Source organism: Nocardia transvalensis NBRC 15921, from assembly GCF_000308875.1.
In the GTDB taxonomy this organism is placed as follows: domain Bacteria; phylum Actinomycetota; class Actinomycetes; order Mycobacteriales; family Mycobacteriaceae; genus Nocardia; species Nocardia transvalensis.
In genome coordinates this window covers 35,688-58,627 of sequence record NZ_BAGL01000126.1, presented here as the reverse complement: position 1 = coordinate 58,627, position 22,940 = coordinate 35,688, and the positions used below count along the sequence as shown (strand labels likewise).

Here is a 22,940-nt window from a genome sequence, read left to right as displayed (position 1 = left end):
CTCGGAACGAATGTGTGTGTGGTCAGCGCGGAACCACGCCGGTCCAGGTGACCGCCGACGGCGGGACGACGGCGGGCGCCTCCCGCTCCTGCGGTAGCGCGCCGACCACGAGGGCGTAGCATCCGGCGGCCACCACCGCCAGGGCCCCGAGGGCCAGCAGGATCTGCACGACGAACGTCCGCTTGCCCGTGTGCGTTTCGCGCGCTGCCAGCGGCCACGACTGCTCGCTCATATATCGGCTCACTCCTCGGGTGTGTCGAGACCCGGGGCGCCGCTGACCCGTCGAACGGAGAAGGTAATCCGGTCGAGGGCCGAAAGACATTCCGCCGCATCGGATTTGTTTCCGGTCACCACCGTCCGCGGGGGCGGTCGGTGACGCGGCCCAACGCGGCGGCCGCCCCGCTACCGGGGGCGCTGCCGCGTCAGCTGAGCAGTCCGACGATCGTGGCGGAGAGGAAGCTGACGAGGGTGGCCGAATACAGCAGGCGCAGGCCGTAGCGAGCGGCCACGAGGCCCTGCTTCTCGTTGAGGCTGCGGACCGCGCCGATGATGATGGCGATGCTGGAGAAGTTCGCGAACGACACCAGATAGGTGGACACGATCGCCATCGAATGCTCCGACAGCCCGCCGTGCCCCTGGCGCAGCTGCTGCATGGCGACGATCTCGTTGGACACCAGCTTCGTGCCCATGAACTTGCCGACGTCGACGGCCTCGTCCCACGGCACGCCGGTCAGCCAGGCCAGCGGGGCGAAGACGTACCCCATGATGTCCTGGAAGGTGGTGCCGTGGAACACCGCCGCGAAGATCCCGTTCACCATGGCCAGCAGCGCGATGAAGCCGATGAGCATGGCCGCGACGGTGAACGCGACGCGGAATCCGAGCAGGATGTACTCGGTCAGCATCTCGAAGAACGACTGCGCCTTGCGGCTGTCCTCGGACTCCGCGGCGAGCAGTTCGGCGTCCTCCTCGGCCGTGACCGTGTACGGGTTGACCAGCGCGGTCACCACGAAGACACCCAGCAGGTTGAGCATGATGGCCGCGATGACGAATCGGGCGTCGATCAACTGCATGTACGCGCCGAGGATGCCCGCCGACACCGTCGACATCGCCGATGCGGCCAGGGTGTACATCCGTTGCGGCGGAATGCGTTCCAGCATGCCGCGCAGCGAGATGAAGACCTCCGACTGCCCGAGGATGACCGCCGCGACGGCATTGAACGATTCGACCTTGCCGAAACCGCTCACCCACGACAGCACCGTGCCGACATACTTGATGATCAGTGGCAGCACCCGGATGTGCTGGAGGATGCCGATCAGCGCCGAGACGAAGACGATCGGCATCAGCACGGAGAACAGGAACGCCGGGCCGCTGTCGCCGCCGACCCGCACCAGATCGCCGAAGACGAACTCGGTGCCCTGCGCCGCGTAGTTCAGGATGTGCTGGAACCCGTCGCGGACGACCCGCACCAGCGCCGTGCCCGCGCCCGTCTTCAGCAGCAGGAACGCGAGGGCGAACTGGACGACCAGCAGCACCGCGACGCGGCCGAGTTTGCCCGCGGCCGCCCGCCGGTCCGAACTCGGCAACCAGGCGAGTAGCAGGAAGACCAGCAGGCCGACCACTCCGATCACGTACTGCACGTATACCTCCGCGTGGTCGCCCGGCCGGGCTATCTACCAGCTATAAGTTGGGGGACAGGCTACCCAGGACCGGGCGGATCGGCGCGGCGAACACCCCGCACCGGTGGGAATCACTCGTCGCCGACGGCTCGCCGCACGAATCCGTCCGTGGCCGCGAGCATCTGGCGGGCGCGATCCGCGTCGACCCCCGCGAGCTGCATGACGATGGCGGTCTTGGCGTGCCCGTCGGCGGCGTCGAGAAGCGATGCGGCGGAGCCGGTGTCGATGCCGGTGGCCTCGGCGACGATCCGGCGCGCGCGGTCGATCAGCTTGGAATTGGACGGGTGCATGTCGACCATGAGGTTGCCGTACACCTTGCCCTCGCGGACCATCACCGCGGTGGTCAGCATGTTGCACACCATCTTCTGCGCCGTGCCCGCCTTCAACCGGGTCGATCCGGTGAGAATCTCGGGGCCGGTGTCGATCTCGATGGCGATATCGGCGTGGCGGCTCAATTCGGCGGGCCGGTTGCACGATACGGCCACCGCCGGGGAGCCGATCGACCGGGCGTAGTCGAGGGCGCCGATCGCGTACGGGGTGCGCCCGCTGGCGGCCAGGGCGACGACCACGTCGGCACCGGTCAGCTCGATGGCGGCCAGGTCGCCTGCGGCGGCTGTGGAGTCGTCCTCCGCGCCCTCGACGGCCGCGGTCAGGGCCCGCCCGCCGCCCGCGATGATCCCGACGACCTCACCGGGATCGGTGCCGAAGGTGGGCGGGCATTCGGCCGCGTCCAGGACGCCGAGCCGGCCGCTGGTGCCCGCCCCGGCGTAGATCAGCCGCCCGCCGTGCGACCGGGCCGCCACGATCGTGGCGACGGCCTGCCCGATCTCCGGAATCGCCTGCGCCACAGCCGTGGCCACGTGCGAATCCTCGTCGTTCATGGTGCGCAGCAGGAGGTCGACCGGCATGATGTCCAGGGTCGTGGTGCGGGGATTGGGTGTTTCGGTGGCTAAGGCGCCGATCTCGTCCGAAGCGCTCTCCTCGTCCACTATCTCTCCTTCGGCCGGCGCGGGACCCGGCGGTCGGCGACCGCGTCGTGCGTGCGATGCAGGGCCTGGGCCGCGTCCGGTGTGCGCTGCAGGACACCGACATACAGCGCGTCCACGATGAGCAGCTGGCTCATCCGGCTCGCCATGGCCGCCGACCGGAAACCGTCTTCGCGCCCGGCCGCCAGCAGGGTGCGCGCGGCCGTCGCCGCCAGCGTCGACCCGGCGCCCGCGGTCACGGCCACCGTGGCGGCTCCCGCGCGGGCGGCGCGGCGCACGGCCTCGACGACGCCGCCGGTCTCCCCGGAGTGCGAGAAGGCCATCGAGACGTCGTCGCCGCCGAGCAGGGCCGCCTGGACCAGCGCGTCGTCCTCGGAAGTGCAGGCGCCGCACCACAGTCCGATCCGGGTGAGCTTCTGCGCCATGTCCATCGCCACCAGGCCCGACGCGCCGATGCCGATCAGCTGGATCCGGCGGGCCTGCGCCAGGCTCTCGGAGACCGCCGCCATCGTCGCGGCGTCGGCGCGTTCGGCGGTGGCGAGCAGTCCCTCGGTCTCGAAAGCGGCGAGTTTGTGCAGCACCTTCGGCGGCGTGTCGTCGGGATCGATATCGGTGGCGAGCACCGGCGTGCGGTCCTCGGTCCCGGTGGCCGCCAGGGCCAGGCGCAGCTGCGGGTAGCCCTCGTAGCCAAGGGTTTTGGCCAGGCGGACGACCGCCGAGGTGCTGGTCTCGGCGCGTTCGGCGAGCTGGTTCACGGTCAGTTGCGCCGTCCCCGCCGGATCGTCGCGGATCACCTGGGCGACCCGGCGGGCGGTCGGGGTGAGTCGGGGGAGTGCCGCCAGCAGGCGGGTGCGGACATCGTCACCGTCGGTCATCGCGTCATCCGTCCAGCGTGAGGTGTCGGGGTGGAGCGGCGGGCGGTGCGACGGAAGGGAATCCGGCCGCACCGGGAGTAAGGGAACCGAGAATCGTAGCCCGCCGTGCGCCGGTGCATGCGGGCTGGTTGCCTGGGAGTTGGTGTGCGGCCAGGAATCCCAGGACCGCGAAGGCGGTGGCCTCCTTGGCCGCCGACGGCAGTCCGAGGTCGTCGGAGACGCGTAGCCGGGCGGTGTCCAGGCGTGCCGCCAATGCCTTCATCAGAGCCGGATTGTGAGTGCCGCCGCCGGAGGCGATCACCTCGGTGGGGGCGAATGGCTCCAGGGCGTCGGCGATGGTGCGGGCGGTCAGCTCGGTCACGGTAGCGACGATATCGCTGGGTCCTAATGCCCGCTTCCACAATACGCGTTCCAGGTACCCGCGGTGGAACAGTTCCTTCCCCGTGGTCTTGGGAGAAGTCGCGCGATAGTAGGGTTCGTCGAGCAACGTATCCAGCAGGTCCGGATCGACGGTTCCGGTTGCCGCCAGCTTGCCGTCGCGGTCGACATGGTCCCGGCCGCCGGTGCACAACTCCACCGCCGCGTCGATCAGGGCGTTGCCGGGGCCGGTGTCGAAGGCGACCGGGGGATCGCCGAGGACGGTCACATTGGCGATGCCGCCGATATTCAGGGCGACCGAGTGTCCGGACCGGCCGGCCAGCCACAGCAGATCGAACAGCGCGACCAGCGGCGCGCCCTGACCGCCGGCCGCGATATCGGCGGAGCGGAAATCGCTGATCACGGGCAGTCCGGTGCGCTCGGCGATCCACGCGGGCCGTCCGATCTGGAGCGAGCCGCGCACGGCGCCCTCCTCGACCCAGTGGTACACGGTCTGCCCGTGCGAGGCCACCAGATCCGCCGCGCCGCGGAAGAATTCGTCGACGGCCGCCGCGGCCGCCGCCGCGAACTCCTGACCGATCAGGGTGTCGAGCCGGCAGACGGTTGCCAGGTCGGTGGCGCCGGGCGGGAGCGCGGCGATCAGGTCGCGGCGCAGTGCGCCGGGGTAGGGGCGGCTGAGCAGGCCCGCGACGCGGACGTGAATCGTGGTGTCGCGCAGGTCGATATCCGCCGCGACCGCGTCGATCGCGTCGTGGGACGTTCCGGACATCAACCCGATCACGCGCACTAGACCACCGCCCGAACGGATTCCGGGGGCGGCGCGGGTTCGGGTGTCGGATGGAACCGGCTGGTGATCCCGCCGACCACGAGGGTGACCGCGACGCCGATCGGCACCAACCACTGTGCGGCGATGCCCTTCCGGCTCGGCGCCCCGGCCACCGTGACGTCGATCTTGACGACGCGGACCACGAAGGTCATCACGAGCACCGTGGCGACGAAGGCCACGATCGCGTCGAATTCGTTGGCGCGCTTGATCAGCCGGCCGAGCAGGAACGCGCCGAGCAGCGCGCCGTAGGTGTAGCCGGCGATCGCCAGCGCCGTCAGGTAGACGTTCCCGGTGGTCGCGCTGAAACCCATGGCGAACAGCGCCATCAGCACCGCCCACACCACCGTCATGAACCGGCCCAGCCGCAGCATGGTGTCATCGGAGATCTCACGGCGGGAGAAGCTGTGGATGATGTCGGCCACGGTCGAATTCGACATCGAGTTCAGCGCCGCCGACAGCGACCCCATGGCCGCGCCGAGGATGCCCGCGACCAGCAGCCCCGAGATCACCACGGGCAGGCCGTGCAGGATGAAGTCGGGATACAGTCCGTCGGAACTCGACAGGCCCAACTGCTTGGGTGTCTTGCCCTCGTTGTAGGACCACAGCAGCGCGCCGACCAGTGAGAAGGCGGCGAACTGCACCGCGATGAACACCCCGGAGGCGACCATCGCCTTCTGGCTGTCGCGCACCGACCGGGTGGCCAGGATGCGCTGCACGATCAGCTGATCCGAGCCGTGCGAGGCCATGGCGAAGATCGCGCCGCCGATGATCGCCGTGGGCAACGCGAAGCTGCTGGTGAGGATGTGTGACAGGCCGAAGTCGGTATCGATGAAATGGAATTTGCCGCCGTGCAGGGCATCGGCCCAGCCGGACGCGCCGACATGGCCGGTCAGGACGCCGATCGCGATGAGCGCCCCGGTGAGATACAGGCCCATCTGCAACGCGTCGGTCCAGATCACCGCCTTGATGCCGCCGAGGTAGGTGTAGACGACCGTCAGCAGCGTCACGACCACGATGATGACGTCGTACCCCATGCTCACGCCGAATTCGCCCAGCAGCAGTTTGATCGGGATGGCCGAGGCGAACAGCCGCACGCCCTCGGCGAGCAGCCGCGTCACCACGAACGTCACCGACGCCACGCCCTGGAGATACCGGCCGAAACGCTGCCGGAGGTACTGGTAGGCGCTGACGAACCCGCCGCGCTTGTACAGCGGGATGAGCGCGACGGCGACGACCGTGCGGCCGATGATGTAGCCGAAGGCCAGCGTGACGTTGCCGAACCCCTGATCGGTGTACGCGCCGCCCGGGATCGAGATCACCGTCAGCACACTGGTTTCGGTGGCCACGACCGAGAAGCACACCGTCCACCACGGCATGCGCCCCTCGCCGACGAAGTAGTCGCCGGCGGAGCGCTGCTTCCCGGACAGCCGCAGGCCGATCCAGGCGATGGTCACCAGGTAGACGACGATGACGGCCACATTGAGTGCGTTCATCGTGAACTCCCGGTGACGCGATAGGCAGACTGCAAATGAGTGTCAGCTCTCAACGGAGTTCCTGTCAATAACTCTCAGACGATCCGTGTGATCAAGGGTTCCAGCGCCGTGGTCGTATCCGTGCCGAGCAGGGCGGCGCCGTCGATGGGCCGTCCGCGCGCGGCTCTGGGCTCTACGACGCCCGCCAGCGCGCGGTTCAGCGGGGTCGACAGCGCCGCGCCGAGTTCGATCAATCCGCCGGTCACCGCATACGGTGCCGGGGTCGGCAGGCCGCTGGTCTTGATCGCGGCGAGGACCGCGCGGGCCAGCGCGTGGCCCGCCGCGCCCATGATGTCCGCGGCCGTCTCGTCGGATTCGGCGCACGCCGCGACGGCCGGTGCGAACTCCGCGGCGAGCAGCGCCGGATTCTCGTGCTGCCCGAACAGCCGCGGCAGCGCGTCGAGCGGCCCGTACCGTTCCGCCGCTGCGACGGCCAGCGCGGTGTCCGGGCCGCGCCCGTCGTGACTGCGCAGCGCGGCCCGCAGCCCCTCGACCCCGATCCACCCGCCACTGCCCTCGTCCCCGAGCAGCGGCCCCCACCCGTCGACACGGGTGAACACGCCCGCCCCGTCGACCGCGGTCACCACCGCCCCCGTCCCCGCCGCCAGCACCACCCCCGGCGTCCCGCCCAGCGCCCCCGCGTGCGCGGTGACGGCATCCGAGGTCACCGCCACCCCCGCCACCCTCCGCATCCCCGCCAGCCGCCGCGCGAGTTCGTCCCGAGCCTCGGGCGCGGACGCCGCCCCCGCCGCCCCCACCGACAGCACGAAATCCGTTGCCGCCCCATCGATCTCCCCGAGCACGCCCTCGATCGCCCGCACCGCCGCCCCCACCCCATCCGCCGAGGCCAGCCCCGGCGCCCCCGGCCCCTCGGCACTGTCCTTCTCGCCTCCGCCGGCCCGAAGCGACGCCCGGCACCGGGTCTTCCCCAGATCCACAGCAAGCACTGCATTGCTCATGACGAGCATCATCGCGAACCCGGCCGGGGTGTAGGTGCGCAACGCCGCCGTTGCGTCTACTTCGTTTCTTCGGCTGGAATCCCCTGATCTTCTGACTAGGTTTCGATGCCTGCCACAACGAGATCGACGATGGCGCGCAGGTATTCGGGCGACGCCGGCTCGCCGCGCAAGAGTATGCGGAACCAGATCGCACCGGCCAACGCGTCCATGATCGTTGCTGGATCGGCCGAGGGGGGTAGTTCGCCACGTTGGATTGCCCGATCGAACAGGGGGCGTTCCCGTTCCAGCCGACCGGCGAAGAAGGCGCGCCCGATCGTGGCCAGCCGCGGCCGGACCGGTGTGGCGGCGAGTACCGCGGCCGCGATGGGCGCGGTCGTTTCATCGGTGAGCAGTCGATGGATCCCTGCCGCTACTGCCGATAGGTCTCCACGCAGGGTTCCGGTATCGGGGATGTCGAAACTCAGCAAGTCGGAATCGTCCAGGGCGGCGGCCAGCAGCGCGTCCTTGGATGGCCACCAGCGATACAGCGTCGTCTTGTTGACGTGCGAGCGCGCTGCGACCTCTTCCATGGTCAGTCCCTCGTAGCCCGCCGCGGACAACAGGTTGAGGGTGGCCACGAAGATCTCCTGTGCCCGTCGCGGGCCGTGTCCGGGCCGCCGTTCCGATCTCTCCACACCGCCCACAGTACAACGCAACGTTGCGTTGCGAATTCGCGAGCCTGCCGTTAGATTGCAACGCAACGTTGTGTTGCAAATTAAGGAATGAGCATGCCCCCACTTCCCATCGTTCTGGTTCATGGCATTCGACTCAGCGCACGCTGCTGGCCTGCGGTTGCCGAACGGGTAGTCGCCGAGCGACCAGTGGCGACGGTCGACCTGCCGGGGCACGGGACCCGTCGTGGCGAACACTTCACTCTGAATGCGGCGATTACCGCGATCCACGACAGCATCGACAGTGTCGGTGGCCGCGCAGTGCTGGTGGGACACTCCCTGGGCGGGTTCGTCAGCACCGCGGCTGCGGCATCGGACCCCGCGCGGGTAGCGGGATTGATCGTCGCCGGGGCCAGCTGCCCGCCCAACCGGATGCTGGCAATGCCCTTCAAAGCCATGCACAAGGCGTTGACGGCTCGCCCCGACGGCGGTGAACGAATCAGCCGCCGAGCCTTCGAGAGGGTCCTGCCCGCCCGGGTGGCGCACGACATCGAACTCGGCGGCATCGCCACCGAAGCAATTCCCGATGTCGTTGCCGCGCTTGGCAATTTCGATCTGACAGGAAGCCTCGCGGCGTATCCCGGGCCGGTCTGGCTCGTGAACGGCGCGCACGATCACTTCCGTATCGGTGAGCGCCGAACACTGACCGCCTGCGAACAAGGCCGGCTACTGGTCATCCCCCGTGCCGGGCACTACTTCCCGCTCGCCCGGCCGGCGGAGTTCTCCGAGCTGATCCTGGACATAGCCGCCGCCTGCCAGAATCGACTCATTTCTCTCGCCGGCCCTGGAAACAGGACTGTGGGCCAGCGGCTCGGCCGATGAGTTTGTGGCTCCCGGGCGGTCGAAGCTCATGACACCCTAGGAAAGGACAGTGCCATGTCGGAGCTTCTCGTCGACTTCATCACCTCCCTCGACGGCTACGGGTCGGGAGAGGGGTGGCCCGGATTCTGGGGTCTCGAGGGCCCGGAGTACCTCGCGTGGCTCGGCGAGCAGCCGGAGACCACCCACCTGATGGGAGCGAACACCTACCGCCTGATGTCTGGCTTCGCCGCCGGCGAGGTCCCCGATGGCCAAGAGGAGTTCCGGCCGGAAGAAGAGGCGTCCGTCGACGGGCTCACCAAAGCGTCCAAGGTGGTGTTCTCCTCCTCACTCGAGGAGCCACTGACGTGGGCCAACTCCACGCTCGTCCGCGACGATGCCATCGAGGCGGTCCGCGCCATGAAATCGAGTGGTTCCGGGCTCCTCACCACCATCGGCAGCCTGAGCCTGTGCCGGTCCCTGCTGCGAGCCGGACTCGTCGACCGATTCCGGGTCGTGATGTTCCCGGTCATCACCGGTGCCACGGGCGCGGAACGTATATACGACGGTTATCCGGACGTCGCCCTCGAGATGATCGACCACCGCACCTTCGACGGCCGCATCCAGCTGGTCGAGTACAAGCCCCGCGTTCTCGAGCATCCCCCGCTCGGCGCCCCTGCGTGACATAGCCTCTCCACAGGCATGGCGTGCCGATCCAGCACGGATGGCGTTGCTCGAAACCACCGCCGCCCCAGACCAAGTCGACGCGGCAGACTACGACGCCATCTACTTCACCGGCTGTGACTGCACCCGCTACGGCCTACAACCGCGAAATCAGGTGAGGACTCCGGCGGCGTAGTCGTCGAGTTGGCGGACTGCGCGGGTTGAGGACCAGGGGTTCAGGTGGGTTCTGGTGTCGGCGTAGACCTGTCGGACTCGGGGGGAGGCGCTGCCGCGAGTTAGGTCTATTGCGTCGCGGGCTGCGGCGCAGGCGCGGTCGACGTCGATTGCGGCCGCTGCCTGTGCCAGGTGGAAATTGGATAGTGCCTGGTCTCGTTTGGCGTGTGCGGGGATGAGGGGGAGTGTGGCTTGGACGGCGTCGGCCGCTGACTGGGACTCTCCGGAGAGGGCGAGGCAGCGTGCGGTTTTCACGCCGGTGGTCCAGCGGGATTGGTAGTAGCAGTAGGACTCGTCCGGGGTGGTCTGTTCGGCATAGTCGTCGGTGACTCGGCCGAGTTGTGTCCAGGCGTCGTGGGTTCTCCCTGTTGCCGCGAAAGCCTGTGCCGCGCAGAGCCGTCGGAAATCGTTGACGCGGCCGTCATGGGAGGGAACGAGGAGCATTGCGTCGGCCAGGTCGGCGCTGCGGGCGTATTGGTGAGTGTTGACGGCCAATTGCGTTCGATGGCAGAGGATTCCGGCCGCGATATCGGTGTCGCCCGCTTCTGCCGCGTGTCGATAAGCCAGCTGGAACATCTCGTCGGCACCCTTGGCGTCACCCTGGTCCCATACCGCCCAGGCGTGGCTGGCGGTGGCTTCGCCTGTCAGTGAATGCAGTTGGCGTCGCAGGCTCGGCGGGCAATCGCGCAGTAGTGTCGCGCAGGTCTTCGCCTGCGCTTCGATGATCGGGCGGGCGGCATTCGAGCCGAGTTTGTCGTCCAACTGCATGGCCGAGTGGACGGTGGTTTTCAAGTGCTCGATCGCATCGGCGGTCACGACGGGTGTGTCCTGCCCGCGCAGGGTCGACATGCCCACCACGGCTGCGGTCGAGGCCAGGAAGTCTCGCCGGTTCACGTCCGGGTCTCCCGTCAGTTCATAGAAGCGCCTCTTCGACCCATGGTCCGCGTTGATCAGAAGCCTGTCCAGGCGCGCTTGGAAACCGGTGCTGACCTTGCCGTCGGGACGGCTCTCCCAGAAGCTCACCGTGCGCTGGGCGCAGGTCAGGTCGTCGGCCAATTGCTGTTGCGTCTTCCGGGTGGCGTCCCGCAGCGCCTTGACATGCCTGCCGGTCCACATCGTCACATCCGCCACGGCACCCCCTGCTGTCCGTTTGCTACCGATTGCTGAAGCCTGCGTGGTCCTTACCTTCCTCCGACTCTGTGACCTGGGCAACATCTATCACGTGCCGGAACCGACAATGCTGCCCGATCAAGCGCATCCGATCCTGATGGTGCACGCGCCGCCCTCGCCGGGACGGCAGTGGACCGTCGCGGAGGCGCACCGGGTGATGCAGGTGCACAAAGAGTGCCCGATCACGCTCTGCCCGGCATTACGGCACGCCAAATCCGTTCTGGTGCAGGCGAACAAGATGGTGCCCGCCGATGCTCCGCACATCGGGACATGACGCCGGGAGATGACGGTCTCCTCGACGTGCCGTTACGGTGGCGGCGATCTTCGTCCGCAATACGGTGCTCCGATGGCGCTGGGACGATGTGCTGATCGACGGCGAACGCGCCGTCCGGGAGATGACGGGCGCCTTCGTCGCCGCCGTCGAGGCGCGGGACCTCGGATATCCGACGCGGATGGGCATCCGCCTGCGTGCGGTGTCGTCGGGGCGGCTGGTGATCGAGGTGCACGACTCGGCCGAAAACGCTAGTGTCATAGCCGATTCCGGACGTCTCGTCACCGAGACGGTCGAGCGGATCAGCGTCCGTTGCGGACAGTACTGCACGGCGGGCCGGACGGTGCTGTGGGCGGAGATCGGGCGTCCGGAAGCCGCCTCGCGATGGGCCTGACCGCTCAGCATGCACGCGAACGGGCAGCGACGAGGCAGCAATCCGGCGAATCGAACGAATACCCCGGTCGTGACGTGAACAATGGGGCCATTGCCGTCTGTAAGGGAGGTCTCGATGACCGATCGGGAGTCGTTCGACTACGTCGTAGTGGGTGCGGGGAGCGCGGGATGCGTGCTCGCGCACCGGCTCACCGAGGATCCATCGGTGTCCGTATTGCTGCTGGAGGCGGGACCGGTCGACGACGCCGATGAGATCCACATCCCCGCGGCGTGGGGCACGCTGCTGCGCACGCGATGGGATTGGCGCTACGAGACGACCCCGCAGAAGCACCTGGGCGGTCGCCGCGCCTACTGGCCCCGGATGAAGGGCCTCGGCGGCTGCTCGTCGATGAACGCCATGATCTACATCCGCGGCAACGCCGTGGACTACGACGGCTGGCGGCGCGACTTCGGCGCGGCCGGTTGGGGTTTCGACGACGTGCTGCCGTATTTCGTGAAATCCGAGACCAATACGGGATTGCAGTCGGTGTACCACGGCACCGCGGGACCGCTGCACGTCGAGAACCCCCGCTACACACACGAACTCACCGACGCCTGGATCGAGGCGGCCGCCGCGGCGGGCCTCCCGCGGACCCACGACTTCAACGGCGCGGCCCAGGACGGCGTCGGCCGCTACCAGGTGACCCACCGCAGGGGCCGCCGCTGGTCGACGGCCGACGGCTACCTGCGCCCGGCCCTGTCGCGCCCGAATCTGACGGTGCGCACCGACGCCCTGGCCACCCGGGTGGTCTTCGACGGCACCCGCGCGATCGGTGTCGGCTACCTGCGGGACGGCGCGGAACAGACCGCCTACGCCGAGGCCGAGGTGCTGCTGTCCGGCGGCGCGATCAATTCCCCGCAGCTGCTGATGCTGTCGGGGATCGGCCCGGCCGCGCACCTGCGGGACACCGGCGTGAAGGTGATCGCCGACGTGCCGGGCGTGGGCGAGAACCTGCACGACCACCCCGTGACGCCGCTGCTGTGGCGCACCCGCGGCACCTCCGATCTCGCGCAGTTCGAGACGCCGCTGCGGTTGGCGCAGTGGCAGGCGTTCGGCCGCGGGCCGCTGGCGTCGAATATCGGTGAGGGCGGTGGTTTCACCCGCCTGCGCTCCGGCGCCACGGCCCCGGACATGCAGTACCACGTCGCCCCGACGGCCTTCTACGACAACGGTTTCCACGAGCCGATCGCCCCGATGTTCACCGCCGGGCCGACCCTCGTCGAGGTGCACAGCCGCGGCCGGCTGCGGTTGCGCTCGACCGATCCGCGGTGGAAGCCGGATATCGATCCGGCCTACCTGTCGGACTCCCGGGACTTCGACATCCTGCTGGCCGGAGCGCGCCAGCTGATCGAGATCGCGAATCAGGCGCCGCTGTCGAAACATCTGGAGCGCCTGCATCTTCCGGATGCCGCCGACGCGGGCGACGAGGACGCGCTGCGCGCCCACGTGGAGCGCTGGACCCAGACCCTGTTCCATCCCGTCGGCACCTGCGCCATGGGCACCGGTGAGACGGCCGTCGTGGATCCGGAGCTGCGCGTGCGCGGCACCGAGAACCTGCGCGTGGTCGACGCCTCGATCATGCCGCGCATCCCGCGCGGCAACACCAACGCACCCACCGTCATGATCGGCGAGAAGGCCGCCGACCTGATTCGCGGCCGTGGCCGGGTGGCGACGGCCGCCGGCGCGGCGAAGGAGAGCAGCCGATGACCACCACCGACTTCGACACCACCACCGCCCAGTCCGAGTTCGAGGTGCGTAATCCGGGCACCGGCGAACTCGTCGGCACCTATCCCGTGCAGACCGAGGCGGACGTCGCCGCCGCCGTCGAGCGTGCCCGCACCGCCTTCGACTGGTGGTCCGGGCTGACCTATGCCGAGCGCGGCGAGCGGCTCACGCGCTTCGCGGGCGTGCTCGCGCGCCGCATGGGCCAGCTGGCCGCGGTGATCCATGACGAGACCGGCAAGCCGCATTCCGACGGCGCTCTCGAGGTGTCGCTGTCGCTCGAACATCTGAAGTGGGCCGGGAAGAACGCGCGAAAGGTGCTGGGCCGCAAGAGCGCTCGCACGAGTCTGCTCACGTTCAACCAGGCGGCCTCGGTCGAGTACAAGCCGCTGGGCGTCATCGGGGTCATCGGCCCGTGGAACTATCCGGTGTTCACCCCGCTCGGATCGATCGTCTACGCGCTGGCCGCCGGCAACGCGGTGGTGTTCAAGCCGAGTGAGTTCAGTCCGGGCGTCGGGCGGTGGCTGGTCGACATGTTCGCCGAGGTCGTGCCGGAACAGCCGGTGCTGCAACTGATCACCGGCGACGGCGGCACCGGGGCCGCGCTGTGCCGGTCCGGCGTCGACAAGATCGCCTTCACCGGATCGACCGCCACGGCCAAACGGGTCATGGCCACCTGCGCCGAAACCCTCACCCCGCTGGTGGCCGAGTGCGGCGGTAAGGATGTGCTGATCGTCGACGCCGACGCCGATCTGAATGTCGCGGCGAATGCCGCGCTCTGGGCGGGCATGGCCAATGCCGGGCAGTCGTGTATCGGCACCGAACGCGTGTACGTGCACCGGCTGGCCTACGAGCAGTTCCTGGAAAAGCTTGTGACACAGGCGAAAGCGGTGCGCGCCGGTATCGACGCGGGTGCGCAGATCGGTCCGGTCACGATGGCGCGGCAGGTCGAGGTCGTTCGCAGTCATATCGAGGACGCGCTCGCCCGGGGCGGCAGCGCGCGCACCGGCGGCCTCGACGGGATCTCCGGCCAGATCGTGCAGCCGACGGTGCTCGTGGACGTGCCGGAGGATTCGCTCGCCGTCACCGAGGAGACCTTCGGTCCCACCCTGACCGTCACGAAGGTCGAGGATATGGACGAGGCGGTGAAGCTGGCGAACGCGAGCCGCTACGGTTTGTCCGCGGTGGTGTACTCGCGGAATCAGGGCCGGGAACTGGCCGGGCGGCTACGTACCGGAATGGTCGGGGTCAACGCGGTATTCAACTTCCCGCAGATCCCGTCGCTCCCGTTCGGTGGCGTCGCGGACTCCGGCTTCGGCCGCATCCACGGCCCCGACGGCCTGCGCGAATTCACCTACGCCCACGCCGTGGCCCGCCAGCGCTTCCAGCCCCTCCTGTCCCTCACCACCTTCGACCGCACCACCGCCACCGACAAACGCGTCGCCAAGGTCATGACCCTTCTCCACGGCAAGAGGAAGTGGAAGTAGGTGCGGTTCGGGTAATGAGGTGATGCTCGCTCGCCAGTGGAAACAGTGTCCGCGTCACCCGTGATCGACCAAGGTTCGGGTTGTCCCGTCGTGGCCTATTTCTATGCGGCGCATCTCGTCCGGGGCGTCCACGAGGATGGTGGCGAGGACGTGGCGGCCGCGGGGGAGGATGCGGACCGTGATGGTTCCCGCGTTGGCCTTGTCCAGTTGCTGGGCCACCTCCTCGAGGACCGTGGCCGTGAGGGCTTCGGGGGCGTCGGCCAGGCCGCCGTCGTCCAGGAGCAGGACCTCGACGCCGCGGCTGCGGGCGCCGCGGGTGGCCGCGACGAGGCCGCCGGTGGTCAGGGTGGGCGCGCGCAGGCTGTCGCGCAGTTCGGCCTCCAGCACGCGCGATTCGTGGCGTTCGGCCTCGGTGAGGCCGTCGCCGGCGGCGATCCGCTCGAGCATGGGGCGCGCCCGCTCGTCGAGCCGCTCCAGTTGGCGGGCCCGCTCCTCGCCCTGCGCCCGCAGGGTCGCCTGTGCCGCCGCGCGCGCCGCCGATTCGTCGGCCAGTTGCCGCAGCGCCCGCAGATTCGAGCGGGCGATGGCCGCCATCAGCGTCCCGGCGACGACGATGATCAACGGCGTCATCGATAGCGCGACACCGCGAACGCCCAGGCCCAGGGCGAATACCGCGACCAGCGTCGCCGCCACGATGCTCGCCGTCGCGTACCCGCTGCGCCCCCGGACGGCCAGAAAACACAGCACCACGGAGAACGCGTAGATCGTCCAGACGAATTCGTGCACCTGCTCCGGCCCGACGTGGTCGTAGGCGAGCGCCGCGGACACGGGCCCGACGGCCGCCACCGCCGCCGCGACCGGCCACGGGAAGGGGTCGGTGTCGATCGCCAGCGTCACCACCGCCGCGACCGCGATCGCCGCGTACGCCACCAGGATTCCGGTCTGATGTCCGGGAATGCTGCGAATATTCGACACCGACATCGAGGCGATCGTGGCCAGCAGGACGGCCGTCACCAGTGCACCCTGCGCGCCCCGCAGACCGAGCAGGCCGCGCAGATCCCAGCGTTCCGGCGGGTGCGCGCCCACCGGCACCTCGGGCCGGGCGTCCGGCTGCTCCTCGTCGACGCTCGGATGCACCCACACCAGCGTGACCGTGGTGCCCTGTCCCGGCGCGGATTCCACGAACGCGGCGCCGCCGGGCAGGTCGGCCATGCGCGCGAGAATGCTGCGCCGCACCCCGAGCCGGTGCACCGGCACCGTCTCCGCGTCGAAACCCGCGCCGTCGTCCCGCATTTCGACCCGCAGCGCTCCCGTGCCGACCGTCACGGTGACCTCGCGGCGCACCCGCCGCCCGATGCCGCCGCCGTGGCGCAGGCTGTTGCGGACCGCCTCGGCCAGCGCCGCCGCGATGGCATCGCCGACATCGGCGGGCACTTGGAGGCGCGCGAATCCGGTGAGCCGTTTGGCGCGAAACGTGATGCCCGGGTTGATCGCCGACACCGTCGCCCGCAATGTCCCGATGGCGCCGAACGCGTCCAGTTCGCCGCCCTCCTCCCCGCTGCGCCGGAATTCGTCGAACCGGCCGAGCGCCCGGTGGGCCAGGCGGCCCAGTGCGGTGGAGTCCCGGCCGCGCGAGGCGTCGAGCAGGGTCGACATCACCTCGTCGTGGATGATCGCGGAAAACCGCGCCCGCTCACGGCTTTTCGCATCCGCCGCCGCGACCTCGGCCGCGTCGCGCTCGGCCCGCACCGACTCCTCGTCGAGCGTGGCGGCGGCGCGGACGACCGTGAACAGGCCCCAGGTGAGCAGGCCCGCGATCCCGAAGTTCCGGGTGAAGTCCAGCACCAGCGGCAGCCAGCGCACGCCGCCCTGAAGCCACCCGTTGGCGAGGGCGCCGCCGCCGACGACCAGCACGAGTACGGCGGTCGCCACCCGCGGCCGCCACACCAGCACGCCCGCCGCGCCCAGAGCCACCGTGCGCAGCAGCCAGAACGGATCGTCGTGCAGGGCGGGATCGCGAATCGCCAACGGCAGCACCACGATCGACAGCAGGATGCCGCCGCACACCGCCCCGCACAGCCCTCGCACCGCGCGCGGCGAGATCGAGAAGGACAGCGCGGCCAGCACTAGGCAGGTCCCGAAGACGGTGGTGAATGCCAGCGGCGTCCACCACCACTCCAGGAACCGCGCCTGCTCCCAGGCCTCCCGGCCCACGGCGGGCCCGAGCAGTACGCCGATCGCACCGATCAGCAGTGCCGCGGAACGTGTGATCCGGTTCGCCGCCGGACCGACCGGCGCACCCGTGGTCTCCCTCGGTGCGGCGGTCACGGCGACGTCCGGATCAGGCCCATGCGGTCGAATCACCCACCTGTGCCGCCTCGCGGGCCTCGTACATCACGTGCACCCGGCCCCGCGGCCGGAGATTGGTTTGCAGATGGGGTCGTGCGTCCCCGTCGAGGACCGTCAGCGTTCCGGAGTTCAGCAGCATCGCCGTGAACAGCTGACCCTCGAGCAGCGCCAGCGCCGATCCGACGCAGACGTGCTTCCCCGCGCCGAACGGCAGGTACGCGTGCCGCGGTAGCTTGCGGTCGGGCGCGAAGCGGTCGGGATCGAAGACCAGCGGCCGCGGGAACCACTGCGGCGAGCGGTGCATCACCCACGGCGCCACGAAGACGACCGTGCCGCGCCGCACGTGATAGTCGCCGACCGTGGTGTCGCGCACCGCCTGCCGCAGGAACGCGGGCGCCGGCGAGTACAGCCGCATGGCCTCCTTGAACACCTGGAGGCAGTACGGTAGATTCGGTAGGTCCTCGGCCGTGGGCGGCCGCCCGCCGAGGACGCGGTCGGTCTCCGCGCGGGCCCGCTCGGCCACCTCCGGATTCCGCGACAGCGCGTACGCGGTCCAGAACTGGGCGTCGGAGGAGGTCTCGATGCCGGAGGCCCATAGGTTGATCGTCTCGTCGACCAGTTGCTCGAAATCCATGGGGCCGTCGGCGTCGCGGGCCTCGACCAGGGCCTGGAGCATGTCGGTGCCGGTGGCCGCGCCGCTGCGGCGGGCCTCGACGAGTTCCCCGACGCGCTCGCGGAGATAGGCGATATCGCGCAGGAAGGTGCGATTGCGCCGGGTCGGGACGAACAGGGGCGCCACGACCGGGCGGCTCAGCAGCCGGATCTCCCAGTCGAAGACGCGCGTGATCGCGGCCAGGGCCTCCTCGTCGTCCGCCAGCGCCTCGCCCGCGAACAGCTCGCCCATGATGTCGTGGGTGAGCCGCTGCATGGAGTCGAGCGCGTCGAACGGGCCCGCCGCCGACCACCGGTCGAGGTGGACGCGAATCTGGGTGGTGATCGCCTCGGCATAGGCGGTCATCCGGCGCGGCGTGAACAGCGGGCCGATCATCCCGCGCTGGCGGTGGTGCAACTCGCCCTCGGAGACGACCAGCCCGTTGCGCAGCGCGGGCCACAGCCCGAGCACCATCGCCCGGGCGCGGCCGAAGTCGGCGGCATTGCCGACCAGTACCTCGTGAATGGGGTCCGGCGCCGCCACCAGCAGCGCGCGGGCGGGCCCGACCCGGAACTCCGTGATCGGCCCGTGCTCGCCCGCCAGCCGTTCCAGGACGGCCAGCGGGTCGCGCATCATCGTCACCATCTCGCCGAACGGGCCGAACCGGCTGCTGTACGGCGCCCGTTTCGGATGTGCGGCACTGCTCTGGTCCATCATCGACAATCCTCCCGTGTTGTCGGTGTTGCACAGCACTACTTCACCCCGAACATGCTGTCGGCCAGCCGATCACACATCCTGTGGATAGGGGAACGGTCGGCCGGCGAGCATGCGAGTGCTGGTCATCTGCCCCCGAGCATTGATCACCGACCAGTCTGACCGCGCGCCGATGCCCTGCGAAGCCCCGAGATGTGGGGGCGCACTGTGAAAACGTGCTGACCTCGCGCCTTGTCGACGGTAGCAGCCTTTCTCCTTCCTCGGCGGCTGTCTCGGAAAAGGAATCGGTGGGCGATGGGCGGCACGTTTAACGCACTTGCGTTACCCTCTCCGGTATGCGTGCGAGTGGGCGATGGGTCGGCCGGCTGGTGGGTGTCGCCATCGTGGTGGGGCTGGCCTGCGGGAGTGCGGGGGCCGGGGAGTTCGGGCCTGCCGCGCCGCCGAACGCGCATCTCGGGCCGATAGGGACGGCGACCATGCACGGGGATGCCGAAGCGTCGGACACGACGCCGAATCCGGGGCCGGGGGCCGGGCCGGTGGCGGCCCGGTTCGTCGAGTTGGGGGCCGCGTGCCCCACCATCTTGATCGGGGCGGACGGGTTGCCTCAGGCGCTGTGCACGTCGATCGCCACGCGGTCGCCGGTCGTGTACCTGCTCGACCCGGCGACCGGTGATCCGCTGGCCACGCTGCCGCTACCGTCGGGCAGCCTGCTCGGCGGCGTGTACGGATATGTCGATGCCGCAGGCGATTTCGTGGTCGCCACCGGTGGGGATTCGATCACCTGGGTCGGGCACGACCGGGCGGTGGACGGGGCTTGGCGGCTGGTCGCTCGGCGCACGGTCTCGGTTGCCGCCGCGGTGACCCAGCCGTGCGGGGGAGCGGGCTGCGATGCCGTCGAATCGCTGGTGCCCGATCGCGACGGCCGGATCTGGTTCGCCACCGATCACGGGAGGACCGGCTATCTGGACCCGGAAACCGGTGCGGTCCAGTCGATTTCGCTGGGTTCGGGTGAGGGTGTCGCGAACAGTATCGCCTCCGCCGCGGAAGGTGTCGCAATCGCCGGTGATCACGCGCTGTATCTGGTGCGAGCAAGTGAATCCGGTGTCCCGCAGGTGGTTTGGAGTCACTACTACGATCGCGGCCCCGCACGCAAGCCGGGCCAGCTGAGCTGGGGGACCGGCGCCACCCCGACCTTCTTCGGCCCCCGCACCGGTTCGGAGTACGTGACGATCACCGACAATGCCACGCCTCAGGAGAACCTGCTGGTCTACGACTCGGCCACCGGCCGGCAGATCTGTTCGGTGGCGGTGCTGCCGCCCGGCCCGAGCGGCACCGAGAACTCGCCGATCGGCTCGGGGAACAGTGTCGTCGTCGCGAGTACGTACGGATACCCGTACCCCGCGGGCACGGCCGGGCCCAGCGATCCGCCCACGGCCGGATTCACCGGCGGCATGACCCGCGTCGACATCGACCCCGCGGGGGCCGGATGCGCGGTGCGATGGACCAATTCCGTTGCTTCCGCGGCCGTTCCGCGTCTGTCGCTGGCCGACGGCGACATCTACACCGTCACCCGGAATCCGGCGTTGCCCGGCGGCACGACCACCCCGGCGGACACGTTCGACTACACCGTGGTCGACCCCGCGACCGGCGAGGTCCGCACCCGGCAGCGGATCGGCGCGAGCGCGGTCGCGGACCCGCTGGAGATGGTCGGCTCGATCGCACCGGACGGCACGCAGTACCAGGGCGCCACCACCGGGCTGTTCCGCATCGCGGCGGCACGGTGACCGCGGCGGCGCCGCAACGCATCCTGGTGGCGGCCGAGCGGCTGTTCGCGGAGTTCGGCATCGACGCGGTATCGCTGCGGCAGATCGCGGCCGCCGCCGGACAGCGCAACACCTCGGCCGTCGCCTACCACTACGGCAGCAAGTATCGGCTCGTCGCGGCGATCTACGCCTGGCGCATGGCCGAGGTCAATGCGCGGCGCACCGAACGGCTCGACGCGCTGCGGCGGTCCGGCCGCGACGGCGATGTGGCCGAACTGGTGGCCGCGCTGATCGATCCGCTGGCCGAAACCCTCGACGCGCGCACCGAACCCGGCTCCTACCTGCGGTTCATGGCCGAGACCATGCGCAACCCGCGCTACGATCCCGCGGCGACCGCGGCCGGTCAGCCGGAGGCCGACAGCGTGCACGCACTGACCGCATGCCTGCGCCGGGCCCTGCCGCGACTGCCGCGCGAGGTGTTCGCCGAACGGTTGCGGCTGGCCTCGATGCTCATGGTGACCGCGCTGGGCGACCGCGAACGCCACCTGGCGGATCCGGGCCGGCACGAGCGGCCGGTCATCGGCGTCGCCGCACTGCGCGACGCCTGTCTGGCGATCCTGACCGGATGACTCCGAAAACGGCTCCGCCCCGGACGAATTCGCCGGGGCGGAGGTGGTGGGCGGCGGGGTGTCACACCTCGGCGGGAGTATGTTTGGCCGCGCTGCGCACCTGGAAGGCGTAGAACCCCTCCACGATGCCCATGATGATCAGCCACCAGCCGGTGACCAGGGTGAGCGTGAGAATCGAGCCGATCGGCCAGACCACCAGCACGATGCCGCCGATCAGCAGCACGACGCCGTAGAAGATCGCCCAGCCGCGCCCCGGCACGCCCTTGGCCACCTCGACGCCGCCGACCAGCACCGCGATGCCGTGGAACAGCCAGCTGATGCCGATCCACAGCGCCAGCAGGACGATCGCGTTGCCGATGTGGCGGAAACTGAAGAACGCCAGGATGAAGGCCAGAATGCCACTGACCAGCGACAGCGCCCGCCACCCGGCACTGACGTGCGGACCGAAGGCCGCGACCAGCTGGAGAATGCCGGATATCAACAGATAGATGCCGAACAGAACGCCGGCGACCACCAGTGTCGGCCCTGGCCAGACCAGGACCAGAATGCCGATGACCACCGACAGGAGTGCGATGAACAGCATGGATTGCCACGCGCCACGGGCCAGTTGATGTAATGGCCCTTCGAAGACTTCTTCGTTAGTTGGTGCCATTGACGCAGAATAAGACCAGTTCGCCTCGTTGAACCGGATTGAGCAGTCTCGAAGTCATCACGGCGGGTCGGGACCCCGGCACACCCCTACACCCGCGCGATGGCCCGCCCGCGGTGCACTCGCGCGAAGTGCCCGGGCGGCTGCCCCTTCCAGGACCGGAACGCCGAGGTGAACGCGGAGACACTGGAGTAGCCGAGCCGGTCGGCCACGTTCTCCACCGTCAGCCCGGCGACGAGTAGCTCCTCGGCGAGCAGGCCGACGGTCTCGTTGCTCAGTTCCCGGAAGGTGGTGCCCTCGTCGGCGAGGCGGCGGCGCAGGGTGCGCACGCTGACATCCAGGTCGGCCGCGATACGGGACTGGTCGGTCACCCCGCCGTGCCGGATGAGTAGCTGCCGCACCCGCCCGCTGACCCCGCCGCGGCTGCGCCGGCGCTGCATGATGTCCGCGCATTGCTGCTCGTAGAAGCGGGCGGTCGCGATATTGGCCTGGGGGAGCGGGACGTCCAGGGTGCTGCGGTGCCAGGCCATGAGGGACCGCGGGGCGCCGAAGGTGATCTTGTCGACGCCGAGCATGGTCGCGAACATCTCGTAGACCGGATGCGGCTCGACGGTGACCTCCACCCGCAGCGTCGGCACCCGCATGGGCACCAGATCCTGCTGGATGGTGGCGATAGCCGAGAAGTCGCGCTCCAGAGTGAAACGGCGCAGATCCGGCGGGACTCCGTTGTCGTCGCGCACCAGCCACAGCTCGTCGCCGTGCTCCACCAGGCCGTGCCGGGCGACGGTGAACCACAGATCGGCGTAGCGGACGCCGATATCGGCCGCGTGGCGCAGCGTCGGACTGCTCATCACGGCGAATCCGAGCACCCCGAACGACGGCGGATGGCACAGCAGCCCGGCCATCAGGCCGAGTCCCGGCTCGTCGTGAACACCCCGGACGACGTTGCGCAACAGGGTGAGTTCCTGATCGAGCGTGATCTCACCGCTCGGATCCTGCAACTGCTGTTCGCGAATGCCGCTGCCCCGCAGAACGTCCGGCATTCGCAGACCGCGCGTGATCGCGTAGTCCGCCAGCAGCGCCACACCGTTGATCGACCGCACCTGCGCAGGCTCGTTCACCTAGGCATCGTCGCAGAGATTTGCGCTCCGGTGGCCCTAATCCGCTGATCTGGGCAAGATCCGTATTTTCTACGCCCCTCTTACCGTCCGCGCGCGGTGCATACGGGCGAAATGTCCGGGCTCCCGGGCCTTCCGGGACCGGAACGACGGGGTGAACGCGGGGACGCCGGAGCGACCTGGTGTTCCCGCGTTCGGATCTCGTGGGTTGCCCCGGGAATCCGGGTGTGCCGCAGGGCATCCGGTGTGGCGGCGAGAGGCCCCGCGCGACGGGATACTCGCCGGTAAGTTTGCTGGAATCGGCCGATATTCGCCGATTTCTGGCCCATTGCGCGCTGGTTGCCGG

21 protein-coding genes and 1 pseudogene are annotated in these 22,940 nt (G+C 69.4%); 9 read left to right on the top strand and 13 right to left on the bottom strand.

Annotated elements, in window-relative coordinates; translation table 11 throughout:
• Positions 1-22: 22 nt before the first annotated feature.
• From ON41_RS35190 to ON41_RS35155, 8 genes are all read right to left on the bottom strand, one after another.
• A complete protein-coding gene (locus tag ON41_RS35190) occupies positions 23-232 on the bottom strand; it encodes a hypothetical protein (RefSeq protein WP_040752916.1) in 210 nt (69 codons plus the stop codon).
• A gap of 190 nt (positions 233-422) precedes the next feature.
• Positions 423-1,637, bottom strand: a complete 1,215-nt coding sequence (locus tag ON41_RS35185) for a NupC/NupG family nucleoside CNT transporter (protein ID WP_040752914.1) — start codon at positions 1,635-1,637, stop codon at positions 423-425.
• Positions 1,638-1,747: 110 nt separating this feature from the next.
• The gene (gene murQ / locus ON41_RS35180) at positions 1,748-2,665 is read right to left on the bottom strand and encodes an N-acetylmuramic acid 6-phosphate etherase (protein ID WP_040752912.1); all 918 of its coding nucleotides are present in this window, start codon (positions 2,663-2,665) and stop codon (positions 1,748-1,750) included.
• A complete protein-coding gene (locus ON41_RS35175) occupies positions 2,665-3,537 on the bottom strand; it encodes a MurR/RpiR family transcriptional regulator (RefSeq protein WP_040753163.1) in 873 nt (290 codons plus the stop codon). The genes murQ and ON41_RS35175 overlap by 1 nt, the downstream gene beginning before the upstream one ends.
• Positions 3,538-3,541: 4 nt before the next feature.
• Entirely contained in the window at positions 3,542-4,696 is a 1,155-nt protein-coding gene (locus ON41_RS35170; protein ID WP_306307800.1) for an anhydro-N-acetylmuramic acid kinase, read from the bottom strand.
• A gap of 5 nt (positions 4,697-4,701) precedes the next feature.
• Complete coding sequence (locus ON41_RS35165; protein WP_040752908.1) at positions 4,702-6,234, bottom strand: sodium:solute symporter; 1,533 nt, start codon at positions 6,232-6,234, stop codon at positions 4,702-4,704.
• 74 nt (positions 6,235-6,308) lie between these two features.
• Complete coding sequence (locus tag ON41_RS35160; protein ID WP_083905870.1) at positions 6,309-7,232, bottom strand: N-acetylglucosamine kinase; 924 nt, start codon at positions 7,230-7,232, stop codon at positions 6,309-6,311.
• 95 nt (positions 7,233-7,327) lie between these two features.
• On the bottom strand, positions 7,328-7,849 hold the full coding sequence (locus ON41_RS35155; protein WP_218003603.1) for a TetR/AcrR family transcriptional regulator: 522 nt from the start codon (positions 7,847-7,849) through the stop codon (positions 7,328-7,330).
• 144 nt (positions 7,850-7,993) lie between these two features.
• On the opposite strand from ON41_RS35155, the gene ON41_RS35150 reads away from it, so the two are divergent.
• The 3 genes and pseudogenes from ON41_RS35150 to ON41_RS43285 all read left to right on the top strand — a co-directional run.
• A complete protein-coding gene (locus ON41_RS35150) occupies positions 7,994-8,764 on the top strand; it encodes an alpha/beta fold hydrolase (RefSeq protein WP_040752906.1) in 771 nt (256 codons plus the stop codon).
• A 54-nt stretch (positions 8,765-8,818) separates the two neighbouring features.
• Positions 8,819-9,424: a dihydrofolate reductase family protein gene (locus tag ON41_RS35145; RefSeq protein WP_040752904.1), complete on the top strand. Its 606-nt coding sequence runs from the start codon at positions 8,819-8,821 to the stop codon at positions 9,422-9,424.
• Positions 9,425-9,437: 13 nt separating this feature from the next.
• Positions 9,438-9,557: pseudogene (locus ON41_RS43285) on the top strand (type 1 glutamine amidotransferase domain-containing protein); the annotation flags it as partial.
• A gap of 17 nt (positions 9,558-9,574) precedes the next feature.
• Here the strand turns inward: ON41_RS43285 and ON41_RS39525 are convergent.
• A complete protein-coding gene (locus ON41_RS39525) occupies positions 9,575-10,768 on the bottom strand; it encodes a helix-turn-helix domain-containing protein (protein WP_051163197.1) in 1,194 nt (397 codons plus the stop codon).
• Between the two features lie 91 nt (positions 10,769-10,859).
• Here ON41_RS39525 and ON41_RS35135 point away from each other — a divergent pair, with 91 nt between their 5' ends.
• The 4 genes from ON41_RS35135 (at position 10,860) to ON41_RS35120 (ending at position 14,720) form a co-directional block, all read left to right on the top strand.
• Positions 10,860-11,081, top strand: a complete 222-nt coding sequence (locus ON41_RS35135; RefSeq protein WP_157185743.1) for a hypothetical protein — start codon at positions 10,860-10,862, stop codon at positions 11,079-11,081.
• Between the two features lie 37 nt (positions 11,082-11,118).
• Positions 11,119-11,472 carry a hypothetical protein gene (locus ON41_RS35130; RefSeq protein ID WP_040752900.1) on the top strand — a complete coding sequence of 118 codons (354 nt, stop codon included), beginning with the start codon at positions 11,119-11,121 and terminating at the stop codon, positions 11,470-11,472.
• Between the two features lie 114 nt (positions 11,473-11,586).
• Positions 11,587-13,218 (top strand): GMC family oxidoreductase, encoded by a 1,632-nt coding sequence (locus ON41_RS35125; protein WP_040752898.1) that lies wholly within the window; start codon positions 11,587-11,589, stop codon positions 13,216-13,218.
• Positions 13,215-14,720, top strand: a complete 1,506-nt coding sequence (locus tag ON41_RS35120; RefSeq protein WP_040752897.1) for an aldehyde dehydrogenase family protein — start codon at positions 13,215-13,217, stop codon at positions 14,718-14,720. The genes ON41_RS35125 and ON41_RS35120 overlap by 4 nt, the downstream gene beginning before the upstream one ends.
• Before the next feature lie 54 nt (positions 14,721-14,774).
• Here ON41_RS35120 and ON41_RS40895 read toward each other — a convergent pair whose 3' ends face one another.
• Both ON41_RS40895 and ON41_RS35105 read right to left on the bottom strand, forming a co-directional pair.
• Positions 14,775-17,048 carry a DUF8320 family protein gene (locus ON41_RS40895; protein ID WP_051163195.1) on the bottom strand — a complete coding sequence of 758 codons (2,274 nt, stop codon included), beginning with the start codon at positions 17,046-17,048 and terminating at the stop codon, positions 14,775-14,777.
• Between the two features lie 13 nt (positions 17,049-17,061).
• Positions 17,062-18,438, bottom strand: coding sequence for a cytochrome P450 (locus ON41_RS35105; protein ID WP_157185742.1), 1,377 nt, complete (start codon positions 18,436-18,438; stop codon positions 17,062-17,064).
• Between the two features lie 332 nt (positions 18,439-18,770).
• On the opposite strand from ON41_RS35105, the gene ON41_RS35100 reads away from it, so the two are divergent.
• On the top strand, positions 18,771-20,219 hold the full coding sequence (locus ON41_RS35100) for a hypothetical protein (protein ID WP_040752892.1): 1,449 nt from the start codon (positions 18,771-18,773) through the stop codon (positions 20,217-20,219).
• Positions 20,216-20,827, top strand: a complete 612-nt coding sequence (locus tag ON41_RS35095) for a TetR/AcrR family transcriptional regulator (RefSeq protein ID WP_051163193.1) — start codon at positions 20,216-20,218, stop codon at positions 20,825-20,827. Before ON41_RS35100 ends, ON41_RS35095 begins: the two co-directional genes overlap by 4 nt.
• 61 nt (positions 20,828-20,888) lie before the next feature.
• On the opposite strand, the gene ON41_RS35090 is transcribed toward ON41_RS35095, so the two are convergent.
• Entirely contained in the window at positions 20,889-21,479 is a 591-nt protein-coding gene (locus ON41_RS35090) for an HdeD family acid-resistance protein (protein WP_040752890.1), read from the bottom strand.
• Positions 21,480-21,565: 86 nt separating this feature from the next.
• Positions 21,566-22,597: an AraC family transcriptional regulator gene (locus tag ON41_RS35085; protein WP_063710005.1), complete on the bottom strand. Its 1,032-nt coding sequence runs from the start codon at positions 22,595-22,597 to the stop codon at positions 21,566-21,568.
• Positions 22,598-22,940: the final 343 nt, after the last annotated feature.